Raw genomic sequence first — 25,078 nt, forward strand, 5'->3', positions numbered from 1 at the left:
ACTAGAAATCGAAAACCCGGCCATGCTGCTGACGGTCCGCGGCAGGGCTTGTGCCGAGGGCGGACCGGTAGCGTTTCGAAAAATGGGACGCGCTGGCAAAGCCGCAGGCCATGGCGATGTCGATCATGCGCATGGAGGTGCGGCAGACAAGCTGGCGGGCGATGTCGAGGCGAACCTTGGCGTAATAGTCCTGCGGGCTGCACTTCAGGTATTTCCGGAACTCCCGCTGCAGCTGCCGGGGACTGACGTCGAGTTTCTGCGCGATTTCCTGCAAGGACAGCGGCTCGACGACATTTTCCGTCATCAGCGCAATGCAGCTGCGCACCCGCTGCGAGACGGATTCCAGATCATCACGCATGTGCTTGTGCTGCCGCTCGTTGCCACTGCGCCAGTCGTGATGGAGGGCAATTTCGGCAACGTCGGCGGCTACCCCGCCCCCATGAACCTGAGCAACAAAACCGATCATGAGGTCGAGCGCGGACGTTCCTCCGGCGCAGGTCATATACTTGCCGTCCGTCTGAATGAGGCTGTCCACGAGCCGCACATCGGGGAACCGTTCCTTGAAAAAGTCGGCATATTCCCAATGGATCGTGCAGTTCCTGTTGTCCAGGAGACCGAAGTCGGCCAGCACATAGGCGCCAGTGCAGATACCTGCGATCCGGCTGGACCGGTTTGCCAGTTTCCGGATCGCAACCTTTTGGGCCAGCGTCAGCCCGATGCGCTCCACATCGTCGCTGCTGCAGACCGCCAGAAGGTCAGGACGTTCGACATCGCCGATGGCACAATCCGCCCGTATGGTGCTGCCATTGCTGGCAACCGCATCGCTGCCATCCAGACTGCAGCAGCGATAGGTGAAGGCCTTGCGTTTCAGCACCTTGTTCGCGATCCTCAAGGGCTCGATAGCCGATGCGAAGGAGAGCAGCGAGAAATTACGCATCAGCAGAAAACAGATTTCGACCGTCCGGGAGGCGAGTGCCTCCTCGTCATCGCGCAGCTCTTTCCAGGCGGGCACCGGCGGTGCCTTTTGCCCGCGAGACGTCTGCGTTTCGTCCAATCCAGCGCTCATCGGAACCTTGCCTCCACCATCGTCATCGGCTCGAGCCGAACCTGAGGATCCAATGTGCTGGAAATTAGCACCGTGCAAAGCCGCCCCCTATCGGGAAACCGGACTGGATTGTCGCAGTTCTTCCATCACGCGACCACGCGCGACCTTGCGACAGAGACCGTCGCTCCGGTTTACAGGGTGACAGAATCAACGATAGTACGGGGTGTCTTGAGCTCTTCGTGAACGGTGCGACCCATCCCGGGGCACCGGAGTGACCAACCCAAGGATCGTTTCATGCTCTATCGCCTCGGCCTTGCTGCCGTCATTGGCCTGATGACCGCCTCGCCTGCCCTTGCCCATCTGGATCCGTCCGAACACGGCTCGTTTGCCGCTGGTTTCTCGCATCCGCTGTTCGGCACCGACCATGTGCTGGCGATGATTGCCGTCGGCCTTTGGGCCGCTCTCCTGGGCGGCCGTGCCGTCTGGGCCCTGCCAACCGCCTTCGTCGGTTCAATGATCGTTGGCTTCCTGCTCTCGCTTGCCGGTGTGCCGCTGCCCTATGTAGAACCCTTTATCCTGGCATCGGTGGTTGTTCTGGGTGTTGTCGTCGCCCTGGCACTGCGCCTGCCGCTTGGCGTCTGCGCGGCCCTGGTAGGGGCCTTCGGCATTTGCCATGGCCATGCCCATGGCGGCGAAATCGGCGCGGCCGGTGAACTCGCCTATGCCGGCGGTTTCGTTCTGGCGACAGCGCTTCTTCATGCAGCGGGTCTGTTGATCGGCTATGGCGCCAATGTCGCCACCCGCAACGATCCTGCCTGGGCTCCGCGGATCATCCGTAGCCTGGGCGTCCTGACTGCCCTCGGCGGCCTTTACCTCGCCGCAGCGTGAGTTTCACTGGCTGATTGAGTAACCGGCCCTGTCTGCCATCCACCCGACCTTACCTTGAGGCGGAGGCGGGTTGGCAGACAGAGCCGTAATTTCAGCTCTGGCCTGTAATGCGATCTCAGTTGATCTCGATATCGAGCCCTAGATCCAGAACGGGGGCCGAATGGGTGATCCAGCCTGAGGAGATCAGGTCGACACCGGCTTCCGCCACGGCCTTGACCGTATCGAGTTCAATGCCGCCGGATGCTTCCAGCAACACCTTGCCCCCTGCCATTGCGACAGCCTGCTTCAGAACCTCGGGCGGCATGTTGTCGAGCATGACCACGTCTGGTCCGGCCGCCAGCGCCTCCTGCAATTGTTCCAGCGTATCGACTTCCACCTCGATCTTCACAAGATGCCCGGCGAATGCCTTGGCAGCCTCGATCGCCTGCGTCACGCCGCCGGCCACCGCGATGTGGTTGTCCTTGATCAGGATCGCATCGTCGAGACCAAAGCGGTGGTTGGACCCACCGCCGCATTTGACCGCATATTTCTCGAAGGCGCGCAGGCCCGGTGTCGTCTTGCGGGTGCAGACGATGTCGGCTTTGGTGTGGGCGATCAGATCGGCGAATTTCGACGTTGCCGTCGCAATGCCAGACAGATGCCCCAGGAAGTTCAGCGCCACACGTTCTGCGGCCAGAAGCGCACGGGCCGGCCCCTCGATCCGGGCGACAATTGCCTTTGGCGACAGCCGGTCACCGTCGCTCAGAACAGCCTCGAAGTTTAGTCGTGCGTCCGTCTGGCGGAAGGCGCTTTCGGCAAAGGCGAGCCCGGCCAGGACGCCCGGCTTGCGCGCGGCAATCACGGCAGAGGCCTTTGCCTCCGGCGGAAGCGTCGCCTGGCCGGTCACGTCGCCCGCGCGGCCCCAGTCTTCCAGAAGGGCCGCCTTGACGGCTTCATCCACCATCAGGCGTGGCAGCTCGGGCAAATATCTGCGGGTCATGCGCCTCTCCGGTCAGGCAGTTTCCAGGGCCTCGGCAGTGATGGCCTCGACTTCCTTCAAGGTGGTGTAGGAGCGGCTTGCCATATCGGGATTTTCCTGCGGGAAATCCTTGCGGAAATGCCCACCACGGCTTTCCTCGCGCTTCAGCGCGGCCGCGGCGATGATCCGCCCGGCGACCATCATGTTGATGATCGACTGGCGCACGCAGTTCTGTTCCACCCGCGCGATATCGGCCAGGGCCGTCTTGAGCCCCTCGGCATCGCGCAGCACACCGACATTACGCGCCAGGGTCTTACGCAGAACAGTGATGGCTTCCCGCTCTTCGGCGTTGCGCTGGCTCGGAAGACCAGGAGCATCGTCCATCTCGTTCCAGTAGGCGCTGCGCGGGGTGGGCATCAGGCCCTGGATATCCTCGGCGATGCGCGCGGCAAAGACGACCGCTTCCAGCAGCGAGTTGGATGCCAGACGGTTGGCGCCATGGGCTCCGGTCGAAGCAACCTCGCCGGCAGCCCAAAGACCATCGAGAGACGTGCGGCCATTGGCATCGGTCAGCACACCGCCCATGTGGTAGTGTTCCGCGGGCGCCACCGGCAGAAGGTCTTTCGCCGGATCGAGGCCGGCTGCGGAAGCTGCCGCGAAAACGGTCGGGAAATCTTCCTTGAACCTGTCCCCGATTGCGCTCCTGCAATCCAGGAAGGCTCCCCTGCCTTCGGAGACCTCCCGGTGGATTGCCCGGGCAACGATGTCGCGCGGCGCAAGCTCCAGATCCGGGTGAACGCCTTCCATGAAACGCTCACCGGCCTTGTTGAGAAGCGTCGCCCCTTCTCCGCGCAGGGCTTCCGTCGCCAGCGGCGCTGGGTCCTTGCCAAGATCGAGCGCGGTCGGGTGGAACTGCACGAATTCGGCATCGGCAATCACAGCCCCGGCGCGGGCGGCCATGGCAAGACCGTGACCGTTGGCTTCATGCGGGTTGGTCGTCAATTCATAGAGATGGCCGATGCCGCCAGAGGCAAGAACCACGGCCTTTGCCGGGAAGATGAGACGTTCCAGGCTGCCGCGCCTGCGGGCCAAAACCCCGGTTACATACCGGCCTTCGCCAATGAAGCTTTCGCCGATATACCCTTCCAGAATGCGGATCGAGGGTGTCTTGCGAACGGCCGCGATCAGGGCATCCATGATCGCCCGTCCAGCCATGTCACCGCGCACACGCACGACCCGGCTGTGGGAATGGGCCGCTTCGCGCGAAAACTTCAGCCGGCCTTCAAGATCCTGATCGAACGGAACGCCATAGGACAAGAGATCGTGCACCCGGGCGCTGCCTTCGCGGGTCATCTGCTCGACGATCTTTTCCTCGCAAATGCCGCAGCCTGCCACCAACGTATCGTCGCGGTGTTTTTCGACCGAGTCCTGTTCGGAGATCGCAGCTGCGATCCCTCCCTGCGCCCAGGCGGAAGAGGCCCCCTGCCCGATCGGTGCGTTGGTGATGACGGTGACCGGTCGCGGGCTGAGCTTCAGCGCGCAGAAGAGCCCTGCCAGACCTCCTCCCAGAATGACGACATCATCCACATCCTTGCCAACATAGGCAGGTGCAAAATCCTCAACCGACACGGCCATGGGAAACTTCCTGGAAAAGACGGGCACAAGTCCCAAAAGAAACTTCCGGGCCGGAGACGCCCGGAAGCCATCGCATAGATGCGGTTTAGACCGAAGCCGGTCAGATTTTCAAGTTGATCATCCGCTCGACAGCGGTGCGGGCCCTGTCGGTCACCACCGGGTCAACGACCACTTCCTCTTTCATCTCGAGCAGAGAGTCCAGGATCTTGGTCAGCGTGATCCGCTTCATGTGCGGGCACAGGTTGCACGGACGGATGTAGTCAACACCCGGCGTTTCGCTGGCAACGTTGTCCGCCATGGAGCATTCGGTGATCATCATCACCTTTTCCGGACGCTTGGTTTTCACCCAGTCGATCATATGCGCGGTGGACCCGGCAAAGTCGGCTTCCGCAACCACTTCGGGCGGGCATTCCGGATGGGCGATGATCTTCACGCTCGGCTCGATCTTGCGATAGTCGCGCAGCTCTTGCGCGGTAAAGCGCTCATGCACCTCGCAGGCGCCATCCCAGACCAGAACCTCGACGTCGGTCTTGTTGCCGACGTTGGCGGCCAGGTATTTGTCCGGAATCAGGAACACCTTGTCGACACCGAAGCTTTCGACCACCTGCAGCGCGTTGGATGACGTGCAGCAGATGTCGCATTCCGCTTTCACATCGGCGGAGGTGTTCACGTAGGTGATGATCGGAATACCGGGGTTGCGCTCGCGCAGCGCCCGCACATCCGCCCCCGTGATGGATTCGGCCAAAGAGCAGCCTGCACGCATATCCGGGATCAGCACCGTTTTTTCCGGGCTCAGGATTTTCGAGGTCTCCGCCATGAAGTGCACACCGCACTGGACGATGACTTCGGCATCGGTGCGGGTCGCCTCGATGGCCAGTTGCAGGCTGTCGCCAACGATGTCGGCCACCCCATGGTAGATATCCGGCGTCATGTAGTTATGGGCCAGGATAACCGCGTTGCGCTGCTTCTTCAGCTGGTTGATCGCATGGATGGTCGGTGCCAGAGCAGGCCATTCGATGGCCGGGATGATATGCTTGACCTTCTCGTAGATCGGCGCAGTCGCTTCCGCGACCTCCGGCGTATAACGCAGGTCCGGGCGCTCCAGTTTGCCGAAACGCTCCAGTGCCGTCAGTCCGGCGGCAATGGGGGTTCCAACCGGTGCGTTGGTCTGGGCAATGGTCATGGCGACCTCCCTTTATTGCGCGGCGTGAGGGGTGATTGATGCCGCTATTTAATTATACTCAACTTGAGCATATTAGAGACAAAAGAAAACGGGCTGCGACGCCCATACTTTTGCTCTTTCGGAGTTTATATAAGGGTCGCAAAATCGAAAATCTACAAAAATCGGAAAAATTATCGCCTCGCGTCCGTTTCTCTTTTCTTTTCCGGAGCTTAAGATCGAATTTTTCAGGCCCCAGCAAGCCGGCTAACAATTCGCGGCATGAACTCGGCTCCGAAACAGCGCCCCTCAGCCAGCCTCACCGGCAAACCGTAGGCTCCCTCCAGACCTCTGTGGACACATTGCCACGGCATGTCTGTCAGAGCATGTTCCATTTGAAACGCTGATCAATCCATCAAAATTAGGCGTTTTTCCGGAGCCCGACTTCAGACTATTCTGATCGTAATTTCACGATCAGAGACACATCCATGACAACAGCTTCCTCCACCGGCCGGGCCGGGCCGAATATCCCGCTGGTGATTTCCTGCGGCTGTTTGATCGCACTCATTTCCTTCGGTCCACGGTCGGCGATGGGCCTTTTCTTCCAGCCAATGACCGAGGCCCGGGATTGGAGTCGCGAGATATTCGCGCTGGCGCTGGCGATCCAGAACCTCATGTGGGGCATCGGCCAGCCGCTTGCCGGCATGATGGCCGACAGGTTCGGCACCTGGAAAACCATGACTCTCGGCGCGGTTCTTTACTGCACCGGCCTGTTGCTGATGATCGATGCGGAAAGCACGGTCGCCCTGCATATCTCGGCCGGCGTGCTCATCGGCCTCGGCATATCCTGTTCGTCCTTCTCTCTGGTTCTGGCCGCTTTCGGGCGTACGGTTTCTCCGTCGCAAAGAACGCTCGCTTTCGGCATCGGCACTGCTTCCGGCTCGCTCGGCCAGTTCCTGTTCGCCCCTCTTGGTGGCACGCTGATCGCCAGCATAGGCTGGCAGCAGACCCTTGTCGTCTTTGCCGGGCTGGTCGCCCTCGTGCCCCTGCTGGCCATTGCGCTCCGGGGCAAGTCGGAAATGCCCCTAAACAGCAATCCGGCGAATGATCAGAAGCTGACCTCCGCCATTTCCGAAGCCTTCGGAACGCGAGGATTTATCCTTCTGACTTTCGGCTTTTTCGTATGCGGCTTCCACGTTGCCTTCATCACGGTGCATCTGCCGCCATACATCGCCGATCTTGGTCTTGATCCGGCCTGGGGTGCTACAGCCATTGCGCTCATTGGCCTGTGCAACATCGCAGGGTCGCTGCTGTCAGGTTACATTTCCGGCCGCTATTCCAAGCCGATCTTCCTGTCGCTGATCTACCTTGCCCGCGCAGTTGCGATCTTCGCCTTCATCATGCTGCCGGTCACACCAGCCTCGGTGCTCGTGTTCTCCGGCGTGATGGGTCTCCTGTGGCTTTCGACCGTGCCGCCCACGTCCGGCCTGGTCGCCGTCATGTTCGGTCCGCGCTACATGGCAACCCTGTTCGGCTTCGTTTTCCTGTCCCACCAGATCGGCTCGTTCCTGGGCGTATGGCTGGGCGGCAAGATCTACGACGAAACAGGCTCCTACGACGCCATCTGGTGGCTGGGCATTGCCCTCGGCATCTTCGCTGCCATTGTGCATTGGCCGATCGAAGAAAAACCCGTCGACCGGCTGGCTACCCAGGCGGCAGAGTGAGGCGCGGAAATGACGAGGTAAGCCAAAGCTGAATGTGTTGAAGATCCAACGCTTCCCCAGACTCAGCCCCAGAACTGAAAAAGGCGGACCCAAAGGCCCGCCTTTTTGTTTTCAGGTCTGGTCGGCTTAGCCGGCCACCTTGGAGAAATCCGCCACCACATGGGTCGCATCCCGGATTTCAGCGAGGAGCTGCAGACGGTTCATGCGCAGTGTCGCGTCTTCGGCATTGACCAGAATATCAACGAAGAAACGGTCAACGGGAGCACGCAACTTCGACAGGGCTTCCATCGCCCCCTCGAAATTCTCGCTCGCCACGGCGTCTGCCGCTTCGGCCCGGGCCACATCGATGGCAGCCGCCAGATCGATTTCGGCCTGTTCCTGGAAGTGGTCCGGATGCGGCTTTCCGGAAACGGCGGCGCCGTCCTTCTTTTCCTCGGCCTTCAGAATATTGACCGCGCGCTTGTAGCCAGCCAGCAGGTTGGTGCCGTCGTCGGAAGAAACGAATTTGCCGAGCGCCTCGACACGCCGGACCACCATCAGAACGTCGTCCTGACCTTCGAGCGCAAATATGGCGTCGATCAGGTCATGACGCGCGCCTTCGTCCCTGAGGTGGACTTTCAGGCGGTCGGCGAAGAAGGACAGGAGATCGGCGACAAGAGCCGCAGGGTCTGCCGTTTTCACCCCCTGCAGATCCAGAGCGGACCGGAGAATATCGCCAAGTCTGATCCTAAGATTGTTTTCCAGAACAATCCGGATCACACCGAGAGCCGCGCGCCGCAAAGCATAGGGATCCTTGGAACCGGTCGGCTTTTCATCGATGGCCCAGAAACCTGCAAGAAGATCCAGCTTTTCGGCAAGTGCCACGGCAATGGCGACCGGGTCGGTCGGCACGCTGTCGCTCGGCCCCTGCGGCTTGTAATGCTCCTCAATGGCGGTTGCCACCGACGCATCCTCACCCTGGGCCGTTGCATAATAGCGGCCCATTAGGCCCTGCAGTTCCGGGAATTCGAACACCATGTTGGAGACAAGATCCGCCTTGGCGAGTTCCGCCGCGCGCCGGGCCTTCGTCTCGTCCGCCCCGGCAACCGGCGCAAGCTCGGCCGACAGCGCAATCATGCGCTTCACCCGCTCACCAACGCTGCCAAGCTTTTCGTGAAACTTAACCTCGTCCAGCTTGGGCAGATTGTCCGACAGATTGGATTTCAGGTCCGTTTCCCAGAAGAAGCGGGCGTCGGACAGGCGGGCGCGGATCACCTTCTCGTTTCCGGCGACGATCAGCTTGCCACCATCATCGGCGATGATGTTGGAAACCAGGACGAACTTGTTGGCAAGACGCCCGGTGGCCGGGTTCTTCAAGACGAAGCACTTCTGGTTGACCTTAATGGTGAGCTGAATGCACTCGTCCGGGATCGTCAGGAAATCCTCGTCGAAGCTGCCTGTCAGCACCACCGGCCATTCGACCAAGCCGGCGACCTCTTCCAGAAGACCAGGATCCTCGACCAGATCGAGGCCGAGCGCCAGGGCACAATCCTTGGCGTCGTTCTGGATGATGTCCTTGCGACGGTCCGCGTCGAGCACGACCTTGTGCTTTTCGAGAGCCGGCGCATAGTCGTCGAAGCGGCGCACATCGAAAGCCTCGTCTGCCAGGAAGCGGTGGCCACGCGTGGTCTTGCCGGCCTTTATGCCGTCGAATTCGAAGGGGACCACGTCCGGTTCTTCCGTTTCCGGGCCAAAGGTGGCGACGATGGAATGCAGTGGCCGCACCCAGCGGGTGGTGCCTGCGCCCCAGCGCATGGTTATCGGCCAGGGGAAATTGCGCAGAATGCCCGGCATGAATTCGGCAATGACATCAATCGCCGCCCGACCCGGTTTTTCGATCACGGCAACGTAGAAGTCACCCTTCTTGGGGTCTGTCTGGATGGTTGCCTGATCGATCGACGTCAGGCCTGCCCCCCGCAGGAAGCCTTCCAGCGCCTTTTCCGGAGCTCCGACACGTGGGCCTTTGCGCTCTTCGCGCGTGGCGGCGGAACCCGCGGGAACACCCGCGACATGCAAGGCAAGACGTCGCGGTGTCGCGAAGGCCTTTGCGCCTTCATACGGCAAACCGGCATCCACCAGGGCATTGGTCACGAGAGATTTCAGGTCTTCGGCCGCCTTGCGCTGCATGCGGGCCGGAATCTCTTCGCTGAACAGTTCAAGCAGAAGATCGGGCATGGATGTCTGGACCTTTGGTCTGGTGGGATAACACCGGAAACGGTTTGCGCCGTCCGTTACCAAGACAATGAAGACTTGTCACCCCTTTTCGCGGCAGCGCACGCTGTCGGCCGACGCCTTCAGACGACGGCAGATCCACTTTGTTTCATTCTTCTTCAAGAATTGCATGTGAAACTCCGCAACTTGTCAGCAGTTGCATGTATTGGGACCAACCTTCAGTGAAACGGGAAGTTGCAGACGACAGATATATGACGCGATCTATAGTTGCATTACTTGCAACAGTTCTTGTCATTTTTACCGGTATCAAGGTGATACCTGTATTCTTTCCTGCTTATGAAATCGATCATTCCCAGCTGACGTTTGATTTTATCACCAGCCTTGTGCTGGGCATCGCCATCTTCAGTCTGGGATACGGAGCATGGGCGACCCGACGGCTGCGCAAGGAACTGAAAGCCAGATCCTCGGCCCATTCTGAAGCCCTGGCCCTTGCCCAGCATGACCCACTGACCGGACTTCCCAACCGCCGCCGTCTGCTGGAAGCCTTCGCCGACCTGACCTACGAGGTGAAGCCGGACTGTTTTCGCGCTGTCATGATGCTCGACCTGGACGGGTTCAAACCGATCAACGACGTCTATGGCCATTCCTTTGGCGACAACCTGCTGCGCAGCTTTGCAGACCGGTTGGCGGAAACCCTCGGCAAGGAAGGTATTGTGGCCCGGCTCGGCGGTGACGAATTCGCCATTGTCTCTCCGGTGTTCAAGGAGAAGTCGGAAGCGGCAGGGTTCGCCCGGCGGCTGATCACCCGGATCAACGACCGTTTCGAGTTCGGCAACCGGCAGATCTCCATTGGCTCAGGAATCGGCATTGCCCTTTACCCTCATGACGGCCACGCGATTACCGAACTTCTGCGCAGAGCCGACATCGCGCTTTACCGGGCCAAATCCTCCGGGCGCTCGACCTACCGGTTCTTCGAGGTCGATATGGATGCCTCGATCCTGCATCGGACCCTCCTGGAGCAGCGCTTGCGCCACGCAATTTCGGAACATGAGGTCAAGGCCTATTACCAGCCGATCCTGGACATGGATTCCGGCCGCATTGCCGGGTTCGAAGCCCTGGCAAGATGGACCGATACGGATTTCGGCAACGTGCCTCCGCTGCAGTTCATTCCGATCGCGGAAGACTGCGGCATTATCTCCGAGCTGACACAGCACCTGCTGGAAGACGCCTGCAAGGTCGCGGCCACCTGGCCGGACGATCTCTATCTGTCTTTCAACCTTTCTCCGGTGCAACTTCAGGACCCCGCCCTGCCGGTACAGATCAGTGCCATCTTGCAGAAGTTTGGGTTTCCCCCCAGCCGGCTGGTTCTGGAAATCACCGAAACGTCGCTGCTGAAAAACCCTGAATCGGCCAAACGCATCCTGACCGAGCTGACTGAAGCAGGCATCTCCATTGCTCTTGACGATTTCGGCGCGGGCCATTCCAGCCTCAGCTACCTGCGCGATTTCCCGATCAAGAAGGTCAAGATCGACAAGTCCTTTACCGAACGCATGCTGGAAGACAAGCAGTGCGCGGCCATCGTTGAAGCCATTCTGGTTCTTTCCAAGGGACTCGATATCGATGCGGTTGCGGAAGGGATCGAGGAAAGCGCGGTTCATGACGCACTCAATTCCAACGGCTGCCACTACGGCCAGGGGTTCCTTTATGCGGCCGCGGTGTCTTCGGACGAAGCCAGCCTCCTGCTGGCATCGCAGGTCGACGGCCGGTTACCCTTCAGTGAGAAAATCGACGCGGCCTGATCGCCAGCCCTCCTCTGCCCTCCTCTCATCCGCCCAGGAACAGGAGGATGATGACCGCATTGGCGAGATCCACGAAGAAGGCTGACACGAGCGGCAGGATCAGGAAGGCCTGAGTTGCCGGCCCGAAGTGTTTGGTGATGGCGGTCATGTTGGCAATGGCGGTCGGTGTCGCCCCCAGTGCAAATCCGGCGAAACCGGCCCCCAGCACCGCAGCATTATAATTGCGGCCCATCAGCGGATAGAGCGCCAGGATGATGAAGGCGGCTGCAACACCGATCTGCGTAACGAGGATCAGCAGCATCGGACCTGCAAGCCCCGCAATGGTCCAGAGCTGCAGGCTCATGAGCGACATCGTCAGGAAGATGCCAAGGGCAAGGTCGGACAAGACCGCCAGGGACTTGGATCTGGCCGGCCAGGTCATTTTCGGAAAGACCAGCGGCACGGTGTTGGACAGCAGGATGCCGCAGAAGAGACAGGAGACGAACACTGGAAGATCCAGCCCTATGCCTGCGCTCAAGGCTTCCTGAAGCGCGACGCCGAGACCGATTGCGATGTTGAGAACCAGCAACGAGCGCATCAGCCCGGTATGCGTCACGCTTGCGTCCACTTCCCGATCCATCTCAAGGCCGATCATCGGGGCTTCTTCCGGGCGGTTCGGGTCGGGCTTGCCACCCCGCTTTTCGATCAGAAACTTGCCGACCGGCCCCCCCAGAAGACTGGCCGCGATCAAGCCGAGCGTTGCCGTTGCAGCCCCGATTTCGACAGCGCCCGCAACGCCGTAATCAGATGCCAGCTTCGGGCCCCAGGCGATTGCCGTGCCGTGCCCACCGACCAGCGAGATGGTGCCTCCGAGCAAGCCGAAGCCTGTGGGCAGCCCCATCGCCGCCGCGAGCCCCGTGCCAACCGCATTTTGCAGCAGCATGTAACAGACGGTGAGTACCAGCAGGATCAAGAGCGGCTTGCCACCCTTGGCCAGATCCGCAAAGCGGGCGTTCAGGCCGATAGCGGTGAAAAAACAGTAGAGCAGGTAATCGCGCGACTGCAGGGAGAACCCGATTTCGGTTCGAAAGGTCAGATAAACACCAAGTGACAACAGCGCCACCAGCAGACCGCCGGACACCGGTTCTGGAATGTTGAACCTGTCCAGAAGGGCGATCTTCCTGTTCAGCCGCACGCCCAGGAAATAGACTAGGATGGCCAGATTGAAGCTGACGAATTCCGTTAGCGTGATCGTTTCGCCGGCCATCTGCATCCTCGCCCCTGTCTGACATATCCACTATGCCGGTCGAAGCAGCTAGTGCAAGGCGTGGGCTACCCGCCTTCGCGCGGTCTACCAGCCGCCGCCACCGCCTCCGCCACCGCCGCCGCCGGAAAAGCCACCCGAGGAGCCGGAGGAGCCGGAGCTGGAGGACTTGGGTGCGGGAAGTGACGACCGGAAAGACCCGGCCATGGAACTTGCTGTCTGTCCAAGGCTGTCAGACACATGCCGGGCATCAAAATGGCGGCCTGAGTACCAGCCGGGATGATAGCTGGCGGCCGCAGCCGCTCCTGCCGCGGTGGTCAGCCAGGCTTCGAAGGCCTTCGCCCATGGCTTTTCCACACCGAGCGCCACGGCGTAGGGCAGAAGCTGCTCAAAATGGCCGGTGCTCATGTCCGGCACTTTCGCCATGTTGAGCCGTTCCTTTTCGGCCACGCTCAGGTACATCCGCAATCCCTCGATCTCATCGAGAGCCTGACGGCCGAGCGCCGTCGGCGCACTGATCAGGAAGAAGAACAGGATGTTGAGAGCGACCAGCGCCACGGCGATGAACGGCAGAACAGGCAGGGACTCCACGCCGCCATTCACATGATAGGCCCCGAAGGCCGCTCCGGAAATGGCGAGGCCAAAGACCACGAAAATCAGCGCCATGCGCAGTTTCATGCTGGCGAAGCGGAAAATGGCTTTGCCAAGATTGACCGAAATGATGGTCGCGAAGACGGAAAAGACCAGGAATACGATGACGAACCCCTCCTGGCCGGGCTGCACCCCGCCGAAGACCAGAAGGGCGACAATGGTGACGAGGCTCAGAACGAACCCGGGAATGAGATACCGTTTGTTGGTTCTGAAATAGACGTCCCGGCTTTCCCGTTCGATCGCCGCCCTGAACTTGCTGCCCAGAGCCTGGATCGATGTGCCGTTGGCCTTGTTCAGCGTCAACGGGCTCCCCCGCCCGTTCAGCCATTCCTCCAGCGCCGCCTCCCCCTTTGGAAGTCCAAACCCTGGAATATGCTCTTCCCGGCCCGTCCGGTTCAGCACCAGGGTCGTGTCGCCGTCCTCTTCCTCAAGGCGCAACCGTTTCTTGACCGCCAGGTTGAGACAGGCGGCCGACAGCGCGACCCAGCCGCCATCACCGAAGCCCCGGCTGTCTATGTATTTCGCAAGGGCGGGCGAGATGCCGGCGGGAGGCGAGAACCTCGGAAAAACGACGCCTTCAGCCGGATCGCGTCCAACCATCCACCAGGCAGCGAAGTAATACAGGAGCACCAGCAGCAGCCCTGCCGTGCCGATTAGCTCCGATCTGTAGTCATTGACGAAATACTCCAGCTTGTCGGCTTCAGACGGCGGCGTAACCGCGCCCTTCGGCAGGCTGACGTTGACCGACAAGCCTTCGTAGGGCGGCAGAACCGCCGTGGTGCGGAAAACCACCTCAGACCCGTCTTGAACACTCTGCGCCTCAAAGGCGTTGCCGGTCTCGCCATAACCACCCGTATAAGCCGTCCATTCGCTGGCCTTCACGCCCTGCGGAAGAACAACCCGTGCAATGGCTTCATCGACGGGGAAGATCCATTCGTTGCCGGTTACGTTCCAGTAGACCTCGTCATGGTCTTCAAAAAAGCGGATCTGCCGGTCCGTCTCGTAGCTGAAGGTGTAGGTGTAATTGCCAGCCCCCAGAAAGGTGTTCTCGTCCCCGACGTAGATCCGGATACCCTGGCTGTTGCCATTGGTGTGGTAAGGCGCTGGAACACCGTCTTGCAACACGGAGAGCAGCTTGAACCCGGCCTTGTAGATGCGCCCGTTCGCCCCCTCCACCGCAAGCGGAATGTCGCGGAAAATGCCGCGCCTGATCTGATCGCCTTCCGCGCGCACGGTAATCGTTTCCGTGACAGTCAACGTGCCGTCTCGCGCAACGTCGATATTGGAAACGAACTTCAGGATGCGTTCTTCTGCCTGTGCGCCAATGCCCGCGGCCAGGAGAAGGAAGGCCGCAAGAACGCCGGCGAAAATCCGGTTCAGCATCGCACGCACCTCAGAACTGGACCTTCGGCACGGCGCGGTCGGCCTCGTCTTCGATTTCGAAGTATTCGGCCTTTTCGAACTTGAACTGGGTGGCAATCAAATTGGAGGGGAAACTTTCGACCGCGACATTCAGGTTCCTGACAGCGCCGTTGTAGTATCTGCGGGCCATCTGGATGGCGTTTTCGATCTCGTCGAGCGACTTGTGCAGGTCGGAAAAGTTCTGGCTGGCCTTCAGATCCGGATAGGCTTCCGCGACCGCGAACAAGCGGCCAAGCGCGTGACTGAGTTCGCCTTCGGCTTTCGCGCGGGCGGCAACGTCATCCTTCGGCACCGCCGAGACCTGCGCACGCATGCTGGTCACTGCTTCGAGCGCTTCTCTTTCGTGCGAGGCATAGCCCTTCACGGTCTCGACCAGGTTGGGAACGAGATTGGCCCGCCGTTTGAGCTGCACATCGATGCCGCTCCAGCCCTCCTCGACCATCTGCCGTTTGCGGACCAGGGCGTTGTAAAGAACGATCACCAACAGCGAGAGTGCGATCAACAGCGCAAGAATGAACCAGGCAAAGACCATATGAACCTCCGAAATCTGCCGAGGAAGCTAACCGCTGACAAATGGCTTGTCATCCGGATCAGTTCTACCGACAGTCATGAAACGACAAACAGTAATCTGGAACACAGGTTTCCGGTTCGAAGCCATCAGAATCCGCATTCGGTTGGATGAGAAGGGATATGTCCGGGATGGTTTTCAGGCACGCGCGTGCAACCCTGGCCGTGACGGCCGTATTGGCCGGGTCGCTTCCGGGCCTTCGGCAGGCCTCGGCGTCGCTCGCAGACCAGTATGTCTGCTCGTCAGGGGATATGACCTTTACGGTCGTCGTCAATCCGCATGAGCCTGGTCCCGCGACACTTTATGGCCCGCTGGAGCAAACAAAAGCTGACGAGCACCAGCATATGCTTCTGGAAGAACGGAAAGCTGCGTCAGGATTTCATTATGAAAGCGGCGGTTTTCGCTTCTCCGGCCGTTTTGCCCATGCCTCCCTCCACATCGGGCAACGGGAGATCCCCTGCGACATGGAAGCCGAACCGGGAGCGTGACGCACCGAGCGCGAAAAAGCCGGGACCGCACAGCAGCCCCGGCTCGTTCGCCGCATCATTTGCCAAACTTCAAAGTGCCTCGATCAGAACCGGTACGTGATACCCGCACCCACGAGCCACGGATTGAGTTCCGCGGTACCGTGCAACTTGTTGCCCGCGACCGTGACGTCGTAGTCGGGCTCCAGGAAGATCTTCTTCACGTCGAGGTTCACGCCCCAGTGGTCGTCGATCATGTAGTCGAAACCAGCCTGTACAGCCGCACCAAAGCTGTTCTCGATGTTCAGGTCCTGGGCATTCTTCCCAGACTGATTATAGAAGATCGTGTAGTTCACACCGGCACCGACGTAGGGCTTGAACTTGCCGAAGTTGGTGAAATGGTACTGCAGCGTGAGGGTGGGTGGCAGCAGCCAGGTCTCACCGATTTCTCCCAGGGCCGATATCGTTCCCTCACCGTTTACCTTGGCGAAGGTCGTTCCGAGGATCAGTTCCGCAGCAATGTTGTCAGTGAAGAAGTAGGTAATGTCGAGTTCGGGAATCACCGTGTCCGAGTAGGAAAGGTCGGAGCCGGAAATGCCGTCGACCGAGCCGCTGTCCTGGGTGATGACACCGAGTGCACGGACACGGATTTGCCACGGGCTCTTGGGCGCGACGACCTCGAACGCCGCCGGCGGCTCGTTGCTTCCAAGATCGGCGGCAACCGCCTGCTGGGCACACGTCATCGCCAAGGCTGCGGCTGCAAGGCCGCTCCATTTCCTGTCCATTTCAGTCTCCATGAGTCGTCGCGCAGAAGTACGCTGCTCCTCGGCCTAGGCGCATGGAGACGAGCAAACATTGAGATGGATCAAATCTTGGTGACAGAGAGAAAAGCTTACGCAACGGCCTTTTTCAGACAGTTGTATTTTTGCACCAAAGTATTGATTTTTATAATAATTCCAATTCGCAAATCGGCTATACGGAGCGCTTCGGGGACCTGACCAGCGTTCCTTCTGAGGCTCCAGCTGCGTCCCGGTTTCCAGCAAGGCAAATGCTCAGCACGGCCCCGAAGCAGGCGGCTCAAAAAAAGGAGCCGCCACCGGCCGGGTGGTCAAACCCAGACCGGTGTTCATGAAGATGGCAGAGGCGCGATGGAATGCTTGCCAGACCGCAGATGCGTTCAGCCGGCCGCCTGGTTGTGATAGCCGACACCGCCGGCTTCCGTTTCCAGAAAGGCCGCACCGCAGGCCTTGGCCAGTTCGCGAACCCGCAGGATGTAGCTCTGGCGTTCGGTCACGGAGATGACACCGCGTGCATCCAGCAGGTTGAAGGCATGGCTGGCCTTGATGCACTGATCGTAGGCCGGGAGCACCACCTGATGCACGTTGGCGCCGGCCGCTTCACGCGCCTTGGCGCCAGCCTCCAGCAGTGAACGGCATTCGGCTTCCGCGTCCTTGAAGTGGCGGAACAGCATTTCCGTGTCCGCGTGCTCGAAATTGTGCCGGGAGTATTCCTGCTCGGCCTGCAGGAAGACATCGCCATAGGTGACCTTGGCGTCGCCTTCCATGCCGTTGTAGTTGAGGTCATAGACGTTATCGACGCCCTGGATATACATGGCCAAGCGTTCCAGACCATAGGTCAGTTCGCCAGAGACGGGCGAGCATTCAAAGCCGGCCACCTGCTGGAAATAGGTGAACTGCGAGACTTCCATGCCATCGCACCAGCATTCCCAGCCAAGCCCCCAGGCCCCCAGGGTCGGGCTTTCCCAGTCGTCTTCCACGAAGCGGATGTCGTGCAGCTTCGGATCGAGGCCAATGGCATAGAGCGAATTCAGATAGAGCTCCTGAAGGTTCGCCGGAGACGGCTTCAGGATCACCTGGAACTGGTAGTAGTGCTGCAGGCGGTTCGGGTTCTCGCCATAGCGTCCATCGGTCGGCCGGCGCGACGGCTGAACATAGGCCGCCCGCCACGGACGCGGACCGAGCGAACGCAGCGTGGTGGCCGGGTGGAACGTACCGGCGCCCACTTCCATGTCATAAGGCTGAAGCACAACGCAGCCCTGGTCGGCCCAGTAGCGCTGCAGGGTCAGGATCAGGCCTTGAAAGGAGTTTTCCGGCCGCATGTGCGCCGGCAGGGTTTCAGTCGACATGAAGATGTTCCGCGAATGTGGCTCTGCCCGGCGTTCTAAGACCGCCGGTTCGGGCGACAGGTGCCACGATGTCGGGGCAAGGTCAAGGCGAAGCGGGCCTGGCTGTTTCAGATTGACCGACCGGCTGCTCCACGGTATCCCTCGCACCGGCTCCAGAATGCCAGCCGCTCGCGGACGACAGTCACGGTGAAATTCTGGTTTTCAAGACTTTCTGTTCCCCACGCATTTCGCGCTGGTGGCAATGCGAGCCCCTCCTTCCTGATCGAAATGCCCATTGATGGAGAACGGAATGTCTTCCGACATATCCCGGCCCAACAGCTTTACGCATGGGCCAATCCTTCCGACCCTGGCCAGAACCGCCTTGCCCATCATTCTGGTGATGAGCATGAACGGGCTGCTCACGGTGGTTGACGCCATTTTTCTCGGCCTGTTCGCCGGGCCGGACGCCCTCAGTGCTGTCACGCTGATGTTTCCTGCCTATATGCTTCTGGCGGCATTGGCGACACTGGTTGCCAGCGGCATGTCCAGTGTGCTTGCCCGCAAGCTCGGAGCGGGCCTTGGGGAAGATGCCGAAGCGGTTTTTGCCGGTGCCCACGGCCTGGCGCTTGCCATTGCAGCAATCGTGATCACGCTGTTCGCCGTCTTTGGCGACAGCCTGACGCTCGCCGCTGCCGACGGTTCGGCGGAGATTGCCGGTATGAGCCATATCTATCTGGCCATCACGGTTGCCTTCTCACCGCTGATGTTCGTGCTGTCGGTGAATGCGGATGCGCTGCGCAACGAAGGCCTGGCCGTCGTGATGGCAGGTTTCAGCCTGCTTGTTTCGCTGGCCAACATCGTCTTCGATTATCTGCTGATCGCGGTCTTCGACTATGGCGTTGCCGGCAGTGCTGCCGGAACCGTGCTGGCGCAGGCTCTCGCGCTTACGATCATGCTGGGCCTGCGGCTCAGCGGGAAAGCGGAGCTGTCGCCCTCCGCTCTCCTGCGGCATCCGCTAACCTCCTCCTGGCGCGCAATCCTGACGCTCGGCGCACCGCAGAGCCTCAGCTTCATAGGCATTGCTCTTGGCTCCGCTGCGACCATCACCGCCCTGCAATCGGCCGGTGCCAGCGGCTATGAGGCAACGGTCGCCGCTTTCGGGATCATTACCCGGATCATGACCTTCTGCTATCTGCCGCTCCTGGGCCTTGCCCAGGCGCTGCAGACCATGATCGGCAACAATTCCGGCGCGGGCCTGTGGCATCGCTCTGACGATACGCTGCGGATGGGACTGGTTACGGCGTTTGTCTACTGCGGTCTTGCGGAACTGGTGCTGACATTGTTCTCGCACGAGATCGGCTTCGCCTTTGTCGACGATCTTCGCGTAGCGGCGGACGTCAGCCGGATCCTGCCGGTGATGGTGGCGCTCTATTTCGTGGCGGGGCCGCTGTTCATGGTGGCGACCTATTTTCAGGCGCTGGGGGACGCCCGCCGGGCGGCGCTGTTGAGCCTCGCCAAGCCTTATGCGTTCTTCCTGCCGCTGGTGTTCGTCATGCCGGCCTATTTCGGAGAAGGCGGCATCTGGCTGTCCAGCCCATTGGCGGAGTTGATGCTGCTTATGGTGACGCTGGTGCTGCTAACGGTTACCGCGCGCAGGAGTTCGGCCCGCTGGGGCCTGTTCCGGGCCGTTCGGGCAAAATGAAGCTGGCGAAAGAAAGAATAGTGACGGCGGGCGGGCATATTGCCCGCCGTTTCGTCAAGCTTGCGGACGGTATTTGCCGCTGACGGGATCCTGAACCAGTTTGGCGCCACGGCCATTCGGATCGGCCTTGGCGGCGGCCCGGGAAATCTGGTTTTCAACCTCGGCCATCTTGCGCTTGACGCGCTGCACGATCCAGTAGCCACCCACGGCCAATGCGGCCACGCCTATCAGTTCGGTCATATCGTTTCCCCTTGCTCACCCGATTTTCACACAGGCATTGTGCCTTTTTAAAGGCCGTAGCGCATCCACATTGCCCGTTCTTCAACGGAGGAAATCAATTCGTCCCCGATGCCCTCCAGCAACCGGCCCTTGCCCAGGCCAACCCCAACTCCAGCCTTGCGACCAAGAAGCCCTCGGGGCGCGGAAATCAGTTTCGGCTCGGCCTTGTCACCAAACCGTTCCTTGATCACACCGCGCAGGTCGCCGATGGCATCGACCAACCCCAGTTCAACGCCGGTGCGGCCGGTCCAGAACTTGCCCGAAAAAAGGTCGGGATCGTTTGCCAGCACATCGCCCCGGCGCGACTTCACCATGTCGATGAAGGTCTCGTGGATCTCAACCTGCAGGCTTTTGATGTATTCGATGTCCTCGGGCACTTCAGGCTGGAAGGGATCAAGCGTCACCTTCTTCTCACCAGCGGTATAGACGCGCCGGTCGACACCGATCTTCTTGATCATTTCGGTGAAGCCGAACCCTGCCGCGACGACACCGATAGAGCCGACGATGGAGGACGGGTCCACAAAGATCTCGTCGCCTGCGAGCGCAATCATGTAGCCGCCGCTGGCAGCCACATCCTCGACGAAGACCAGAACGTCCTTCTCGTTTTCCTTCGCAAGGTCACGTATCCGCTTGAAGATGAGCCGCGACTGGACGGGTGAACCACCCGGCGAGTTGATGACCAGGGCCACCGCCGGCGCTTTCTTCATCGAGAAGGCTTTTTCAAGGGGGATGGACGCGGTCGCCAGGGACAGACCAGACCGCAGCGGGCCACCGCCACCAATTGCGCCACTGAGGCGCACGACCGGGATAACAGGCTTGTCGTTTCGAAAGCGTTTGGGAAGAAACCGGCGAAGGGATGAAATCACGCGCAATAGGCCCTGAAAGAGTTCACAATCTCTTCCCGATATATGTACGCGGGGCCCACTTTCAAAGGCTCTCGGCCCTCAAAACCGCATCGCAGGCTTTTATCTCATGAATGCCTGCTCACCCGCCGAACGCGCTGATCTTCTTTTTCGCCTTGCGCTTCGGCTTTGCGTCTTCTTCCTTCATGCGCTCCAGCACGTCTTCCGGCTTGGGTTTTGGTGCCGGTTCGAACGGCCAGTTGAGCTTGATGCCGGCCTCGTTGTTCTTGCGCCAGACAATCCTCGCGCTGATGGGCAGATCGAGACCGGGAATGGAGACTTCGATATCATCGGGCAGACGGTCCAGCCTGTCGCCCTCCAGCCGGCAGCCGGACCTGCTGGCATCAACGATGCGGCATTTCATCGTCACCGGGTTGGTCTTTCCGCAGACGATGGCCGTGATCCAGACCTGGCGCCGGATCTCGCCGCGTTTATCGCCTTGTTGCTGATGCTCGACCTGAAAGGAAATCTGGGCTTGCTGGTCGCCATAGGCAATCACCGTCCCGCGCACCAGCTTGTCGAAACCGGCCAGACGCAAACCGACCTCCTCTTTCAGGAGGTCAACCTTGTCGGACGCGATCCAGCAGCCCTTCTCCGTGAGATCGTAGGCGGTAGCTTCGAAACAGGACATGTCCGCCAAATCGACGACAAGCGCCGAAATGCATTTGTCTGCATCCATCGTCATGACCAGATTGTTCAGACCTCAGGCAGGATAGCACATCCCAGCCCAGAATCTGCAGACCGATCCCTATTTGACGAAGGGTCACTTTAGCTCGCGGAAAGATGGGCCCTCACGGCTTTTTCAGCACGGTCGCTCTGCACCAAACTGCAGGCGGATCAATCGGCCGCCTTTTCACCAAGCTTCTGCTTGATCGCCAGAAAATCCCGCCAGGACAGGCGTTTTTCAAGCGGGCTGCGCAGGAGGTAGGCCGGGTGATAGGTGGCAATTGCCGAGATTTCCCGCCCCTTACAAGGGTAGGTCATCCAGCGCCCGCGCATCTTGCGAATGCCGTCCTGAACGCCGAGAAGGGTCTTGGCGGACGCAGCCCCTAGAAAGACGAGCACATCCGGATTGACCAGTTCGATCTGGCGCAAGATGAACGGCTTGCAGATTTCGGTTTCCTGCGGGGTCGGCGTCCGGTTGCCCGGCGGCCTCCAGGGCACCACGTTAGCGATATAGGCCGAGGAGCGGTCCAGACCGATGGCCGCCAGCATCCTGTCCAGCAACTGGCCGGAGCGGCCGACAAAAGGCAGGCCCTGCAAGTCCTCGTCACGTCCAGGCGCCTCGCCGACGAACATGAGCTTCGCCTCGGGATTGCCATCGGCAAAAACAAGTTTCTTGGCAGTCAGTTTCAGGTTGCAGCCTTCGAAGGCGCTAAGGCAATTGCGCAGCTCTTCGAGCGTCGGGGCAGAGGCCGCCAGATCGCGGGCCGCTGCGATGATTTCCCTGTCGGGCAACACCGGCGCCTGGCCCACGGTTGCAGGAGGCATAGCACCGATCTGAGCTGCGATAGGGGCAGCGGGAACGGGCGGAGCTGCCGCCTGACCCTGAAAGTTGCTTGCAGGCGCCTGTTGCCGGGGCTGCTGTGCCTGCGCGGGGCTCGCCGCTTGAGAGCCGGCCTGCGCCCGTTGCGCAGCCTGTGCACGCGTAAGCGCCACCCAATCGACGGGATCATCCTGAAGAAAACAGTCGACTCCCGACCCCGCATAGAAATCCAGCAGGGCTTCGAGATGTTTCGGGTCGTTCGGGATCTGTTGCAAGTGGCTGCCTCCGGCGCGGAGTTTAGCGACCCCGGACATTTCTACAAGCGTGGAGCAGAACCACATGCTCAATACGTCCGGTTTTCCAAAGGCTGTGCACATGCGATCGAAGACCGAAACACTTTCTATTTCCGTTTACGTAAGCGTCAATCTGACACTTGACGCCCCGCACATGCTTTGGTCTATCTGGGGCCCAACAGGATGATCAGCGGTCGGATTTCGTAATTGCCTATGAAAAATGTCGTGTTTTGCGCTGCAAAATAAGGCAAATAGGCGGTAAGGGCTAAGGAGCGCTGGTTGCGAACGAACGCGGTTAAGTTGCTCTGACAGTTGGATATCAGCCGTTATCGAGACGCTGTCTCACTGAATCGAGCACCTTGCGGCGCAGAAGTTGCCCTTTGGGCGGAGGGAGAAAAAGATGAGCGAACAAGAAGCGCTTGGCGAACGCGAGAGCATGGATGTGGATGTCGTGATCGTCGGCGCCGGGCCCGCAGGCCTGGCAGCCGCGATCCGGCTGAAACAGATCGCCAATGACAAGGGCGAGGAGCTGAGCGTCGTTGTATTGGAGAAAGGGTCTGAAGTCGGCGCGCATATTCTCTCCGGCGCCGTGATCGACCCGATCGCCCTCGACAAGCTGCTTCCGGAATGGCGCGAAGAAGACACGCCGATCAAGACGGCGGTCACCGACGACCATTTTCTCGTGCTGGGGCCGGCAGGCTCAATGCGTCTGCCGAACATGTTCATGCCGAAACTCATGAACAACCACGGCAACTACATCGTTTCGCTCGGCAACGTCTGCCGCTGGCTCGCCGAGAAGGCAGAAGCGCTCGGCGTTGAAATCTACCCGGGCTTTGCTGCTGCCGAAATCCTCTATGACGACAACGGCAACGTGGTTGGGGTTGCAACTGGTGACATGGGTATCGGCCGGGATGGCGAACCCAACGCCATGTTCACCCGCGGCATGGAACTGCGCGGCAAATACACATTGATCGGCGAAGGCGCGCGCGGCTCTCTTGCCAAGCAGCTCATCGAGAAATTCGATCTCGACAAGAACAGTGATTTTCCGAAGTTCGGCATCGGCATCAAGGAATTGTGGCAGATCGACCCGGAAAAACACCGGCTCGGCCTTGTGCAGCATTCCTTCGGCTGGCCGCTGGACAGCAAGACAGGCGGCGGTTCGTTCCTCTACCACCTGGAAGACAATCAGGTGGCCGTCGGCTTCGTCGTCCATCTCAACTACGAAAACCCCTGGCTGTCCCCTTTCGAGGAATTCCAGCGGTTCAAGACCCATCCGGCCATTCGCGACACCTTTGAAGGCGGCAAGCGCATTTCCTATGGTGCCCGTGCCATCACCGAAGGCGGCTACCAGTCCGTACCGAAGCTCTCCTTCCCCGGCGGCCTGCTCATGGGGTGTTCGGCAGGCTTCGTCAACGTGCCGCGCATCAAGGGCTCTCACAACGCGATGCTGTCCGGCATGCTGGCAGCTGAGGAAGTCATGGCGGCAATCGGCCGTGGTGAGGCACACAACGAACTCGGCAACTACGACACGGCCTGGCGCGAAAGCCCGATCGGCAAGGATCTGTGGCGCGTGCGCAATGCCAAGCCGCTATGGTCGAAATTCGGCACCGCTATCGGCGTTGCCCTCGGCGGGCTCGACATGTGGACCAACGAACTGTTCGGCTTCTCCTTCTTCGGCACGATGAAACACGGCAAGAAGGACGCCGACACGCTGAAGCCGGCCAAGGACTGCAAGAAGATCGACTATCCGAAGCCGGATGGTGTCATTTCCTTCGACAAGCTGACATCCGTGTTCCTCTCCAACACCAACCACGAAGAGGATCAGCCGATCCATCTGAAGGTGAAAGACGAGGCGCTGCAGAAGCGTTCGGAACACGACGTCTATGCCGGCCCGTCCAGCCGCTACTGCCCGGCGGGCGTTTACGAGTGGATCGAGGAAGGCGAAGATGCGCCGCGGTTCCAGATCAATTCGCAGAACTGCGTCCACTGCAAGACCTGCGACATCAAGGATCCGAACGGCAACATCACCTGGACGGTTCCGGAAGGCTCCGGTGGCCCGAACTATCCGAACATGTAAGTTCGGCAGACCTTCAATTCTTGAAAGCCACGGGGAAACTCGTGGCTTTTTTCGTTTCTGGAAAAACGGACAGCACCGGAAAGGAAACCTTTCCGGTGCTGCAGTCTTGCGGCCGATGGGTCGTAATCAGGCTGGCATTTGTGGGGGTCCAGCCTGTTGCGGTTGTCAAACACGGTAACAGGACCGGGCAGTCATGCTGCTCGGCTTGCTGCCGCGATTTTCCCGCGCCACAAGTTCGTACCCGTATTCAATACGGGCTATTCTTTATGGGGTCGTTGGTCCCGATGGAGCCAGCGTGCACTTTATCCCAGAGAAGATCTGGATTTTTTCCGGTTTCGATTCACTTAAATTCGTTAACCAAAACCTTGATGGCGCCGGGATAAACTCACCCTACGGCAAGGTCAAATGAATTATTCAGCGAATAAGAACTTGTTATGGCTCCAAAAG

Annotated in this window: 21 protein-coding genes; 7 read left to right on the forward strand and 14 right to left on the reverse strand. The window is 60.0% G+C overall.

Translation table 11 applies throughout. The features are described from left to right. Nucleotide 1: 1 nt before the first annotated feature. Complete coding sequence (locus tag V1T76_RS02140) at nucleotides 2-1,066, reverse strand: GlxA family transcriptional regulator (RefSeq protein WP_330558974.1); 1,065 nt, start codon at nucleotides 1,064-1,066, stop codon at nucleotides 2-4. Nucleotides 1,067-1,339: 273 nt separating this feature from the next. On the opposite strand from V1T76_RS02140, the gene V1T76_RS02145 reads away from it, so the two are divergent. After that, nucleotides 1,340-1,933, forward strand: coding sequence for a HupE/UreJ family protein (locus V1T76_RS02145; protein ID WP_330558975.1), 594 nt, complete (start codon nucleotides 1,340-1,342; stop codon nucleotides 1,931-1,933). A gap of 115 nt (nucleotides 1,934-2,048) precedes the next feature. Here V1T76_RS02145 and nadC read toward each other — a convergent pair whose 3' ends face one another. From nadC to nadA, 3 genes are all read right to left on the reverse strand, one after another. Next, entirely contained in the window at nucleotides 2,049-2,912 is an 864-nt protein-coding gene (gene nadC / locus V1T76_RS02150) for a carboxylating nicotinate-nucleotide diphosphorylase (RefSeq protein ID WP_330558976.1), read from the reverse strand. Between the two features lie 12 nt (nucleotides 2,913-2,924). Beyond that, on the reverse strand, nucleotides 2,925-4,526 hold the full coding sequence (locus tag V1T76_RS02155; RefSeq protein WP_330558977.1) for an L-aspartate oxidase: 1,602 nt from the start codon (nucleotides 4,524-4,526) through the stop codon (nucleotides 2,925-2,927). Between the two features lie 100 nt (nucleotides 4,527-4,626). Continuing rightward, complete coding sequence (nadA, locus tag V1T76_RS02160) at nucleotides 4,627-5,709, reverse strand: quinolinate synthase NadA (RefSeq protein WP_330558978.1); 1,083 nt, start codon at nucleotides 5,707-5,709, stop codon at nucleotides 4,627-4,629. A gap of 464 nt (nucleotides 5,710-6,173) precedes the next feature. Here nadA and V1T76_RS02165 point away from each other — a divergent pair, with 464 nt between their 5' ends. Continuing rightward, nucleotides 6,174-7,409 (forward strand): MFS transporter, encoded by a 1,236-nt coding sequence (locus V1T76_RS02165; protein WP_330558979.1) that lies wholly within the window; start codon nucleotides 6,174-6,176, stop codon nucleotides 7,407-7,409. A gap of 126 nt (nucleotides 7,410-7,535) precedes the next feature. Here V1T76_RS02165 and glyS read toward each other — a convergent pair whose 3' ends face one another. Further along, nucleotides 7,536-9,623, reverse strand: coding sequence for a glycine--tRNA ligase subunit beta (gene glyS / locus V1T76_RS02170; protein ID WP_330558980.1), 2,088 nt, complete (start codon nucleotides 9,621-9,623; stop codon nucleotides 7,536-7,538). A 248-nt stretch (nucleotides 9,624-9,871) separates the two neighbouring features. Between glyS and V1T76_RS02175 the strand changes: the two genes are divergently transcribed. Then, on the forward strand, nucleotides 9,872-11,419 hold the full coding sequence (locus tag V1T76_RS02175; protein WP_330558981.1) for a putative bifunctional diguanylate cyclase/phosphodiesterase: 1,548 nt from the start codon (nucleotides 9,872-9,874) through the stop codon (nucleotides 11,417-11,419). 25 nt (nucleotides 11,420-11,444) lie between these two features. Here the strand turns inward: V1T76_RS02175 and gltS are convergent, their stop codons facing one another. The 3 genes from gltS to V1T76_RS02190 all read right to left on the reverse strand — a co-directional run bounded on the left by gltS (nucleotide 11,445) and on the right by V1T76_RS02190 (nucleotide 15,267). Next, nucleotides 11,445-12,665 carry a sodium/glutamate symporter gene (gene gltS, locus V1T76_RS02180; protein ID WP_330558982.1) on the reverse strand — a complete coding sequence of 407 codons (1,221 nt, stop codon included), beginning with the start codon at nucleotides 12,663-12,665 and terminating at the stop codon, nucleotides 11,445-11,447. Between the two features lie 84 nt (nucleotides 12,666-12,749). After that, complete coding sequence (locus tag V1T76_RS02185) at nucleotides 12,750-14,696, reverse strand: DUF2207 domain-containing protein (RefSeq protein WP_330558983.1); 1,947 nt, start codon at nucleotides 14,694-14,696, stop codon at nucleotides 12,750-12,752. 10 nt (nucleotides 14,697-14,706) lie between these two features. Beyond that, nucleotides 14,707-15,267, reverse strand: coding sequence for a LemA family protein (locus tag V1T76_RS02190; protein WP_330558984.1), 561 nt, complete (start codon nucleotides 15,265-15,267; stop codon nucleotides 14,707-14,709). A gap of 158 nt (nucleotides 15,268-15,425) precedes the next feature. On the opposite strand from V1T76_RS02190, the gene V1T76_RS02195 reads away from it, so the two are divergent. Further along, nucleotides 15,426-15,791, forward strand: a complete 366-nt coding sequence (locus V1T76_RS02195; RefSeq protein WP_330558985.1) for a hypothetical protein — start codon at nucleotides 15,426-15,428, stop codon at nucleotides 15,789-15,791. 83 nt (nucleotides 15,792-15,874) lie between these two features. Here the strand turns inward: V1T76_RS02195 and V1T76_RS02200 are convergent, their stop codons facing one another. Both V1T76_RS02200 and V1T76_RS02205 read right to left on the reverse strand, forming a co-directional pair. Further along, nucleotides 15,875-16,552 (reverse strand): OmpW/AlkL family protein, encoded by a 678-nt coding sequence (locus tag V1T76_RS02200; protein ID WP_330558986.1) that lies wholly within the window; start codon nucleotides 16,550-16,552, stop codon nucleotides 15,875-15,877. Nucleotides 16,553-16,944: 392 nt separating this feature from the next. After that, nucleotides 16,945-17,886: a glycine--tRNA ligase subunit alpha gene (locus V1T76_RS02205; protein WP_006935822.1), complete on the reverse strand. Its 942-nt coding sequence runs from the start codon at nucleotides 17,884-17,886 to the stop codon at nucleotides 16,945-16,947. A 316-nt stretch (nucleotides 17,887-18,202) separates the two neighbouring features. Between V1T76_RS02205 and V1T76_RS02210 the strand changes: the two genes are divergently transcribed. Next, nucleotides 18,203-19,594 carry an MATE family efflux transporter gene (locus V1T76_RS02210; protein WP_330558987.1) on the forward strand — a complete coding sequence of 464 codons (1,392 nt, stop codon included), beginning with the start codon at nucleotides 18,203-18,205 and terminating at the stop codon, nucleotides 19,592-19,594. A gap of 54 nt (nucleotides 19,595-19,648) precedes the next feature. On the opposite strand, the gene V1T76_RS02215 is transcribed toward V1T76_RS02210, so the two are convergent. The 4 genes from V1T76_RS02215 to V1T76_RS02230 all read right to left on the reverse strand — a co-directional run bounded on the left by V1T76_RS02215 (nucleotide 19,649) and on the right by V1T76_RS02230 (nucleotide 22,575). Further along, entirely contained in the window at nucleotides 19,649-19,834 is a 186-nt protein-coding gene (locus V1T76_RS02215) for a hypothetical protein (protein WP_006935813.1), read from the reverse strand. Between the two features lie 47 nt (nucleotides 19,835-19,881). Then, the gene (locus V1T76_RS02220) at nucleotides 19,882-20,739 is read right to left on the reverse strand and encodes a S49 family peptidase (protein ID WP_330558988.1); all 858 of its coding nucleotides are present in this window, start codon (nucleotides 20,737-20,739) and stop codon (nucleotides 19,882-19,884) included. 118 nt (nucleotides 20,740-20,857) lie between these two features. Continuing rightward, nucleotides 20,858-21,460: a PilZ domain-containing protein gene (locus V1T76_RS02225; RefSeq protein WP_330558989.1), complete on the reverse strand. Its 603-nt coding sequence runs from the start codon at nucleotides 21,458-21,460 to the stop codon at nucleotides 20,858-20,860. Nucleotides 21,461-21,612: 152 nt separating this feature from the next. After that, entirely contained in the window at nucleotides 21,613-22,575 is a 963-nt protein-coding gene (locus V1T76_RS02230; RefSeq protein ID WP_330559404.1) for a uracil-DNA glycosylase, read from the reverse strand. A gap of 379 nt (nucleotides 22,576-22,954) precedes the next feature. Here V1T76_RS02230 and V1T76_RS02235 point away from each other — a divergent pair, with 379 nt between their 5' ends. Beyond that, nucleotides 22,955-24,631 carry an electron transfer flavoprotein-ubiquinone oxidoreductase gene (locus tag V1T76_RS02235; RefSeq protein WP_330558990.1) on the forward strand — a complete coding sequence of 559 codons (1,677 nt, stop codon included), beginning with the start codon at nucleotides 22,955-22,957 and terminating at the stop codon, nucleotides 24,629-24,631. Between the two features lie 193 nt (nucleotides 24,632-24,824). Beyond that, nucleotides 24,825-25,040: a hypothetical protein gene (locus tag V1T76_RS02240; RefSeq protein WP_330558991.1), complete on the forward strand. Its 216-nt coding sequence runs from the start codon at nucleotides 24,825-24,827 to the stop codon at nucleotides 25,038-25,040. Nucleotides 25,041-25,078 lie beyond the last annotated feature (38 nt).

Origin of the sequence: Roseibium sp. FZY0029 (assembly GCF_036350355.1) — a bacterium.
Taxonomy (GTDB): domain Bacteria; phylum Pseudomonadota; class Alphaproteobacteria; order Rhizobiales; family Stappiaceae; genus Roseibium.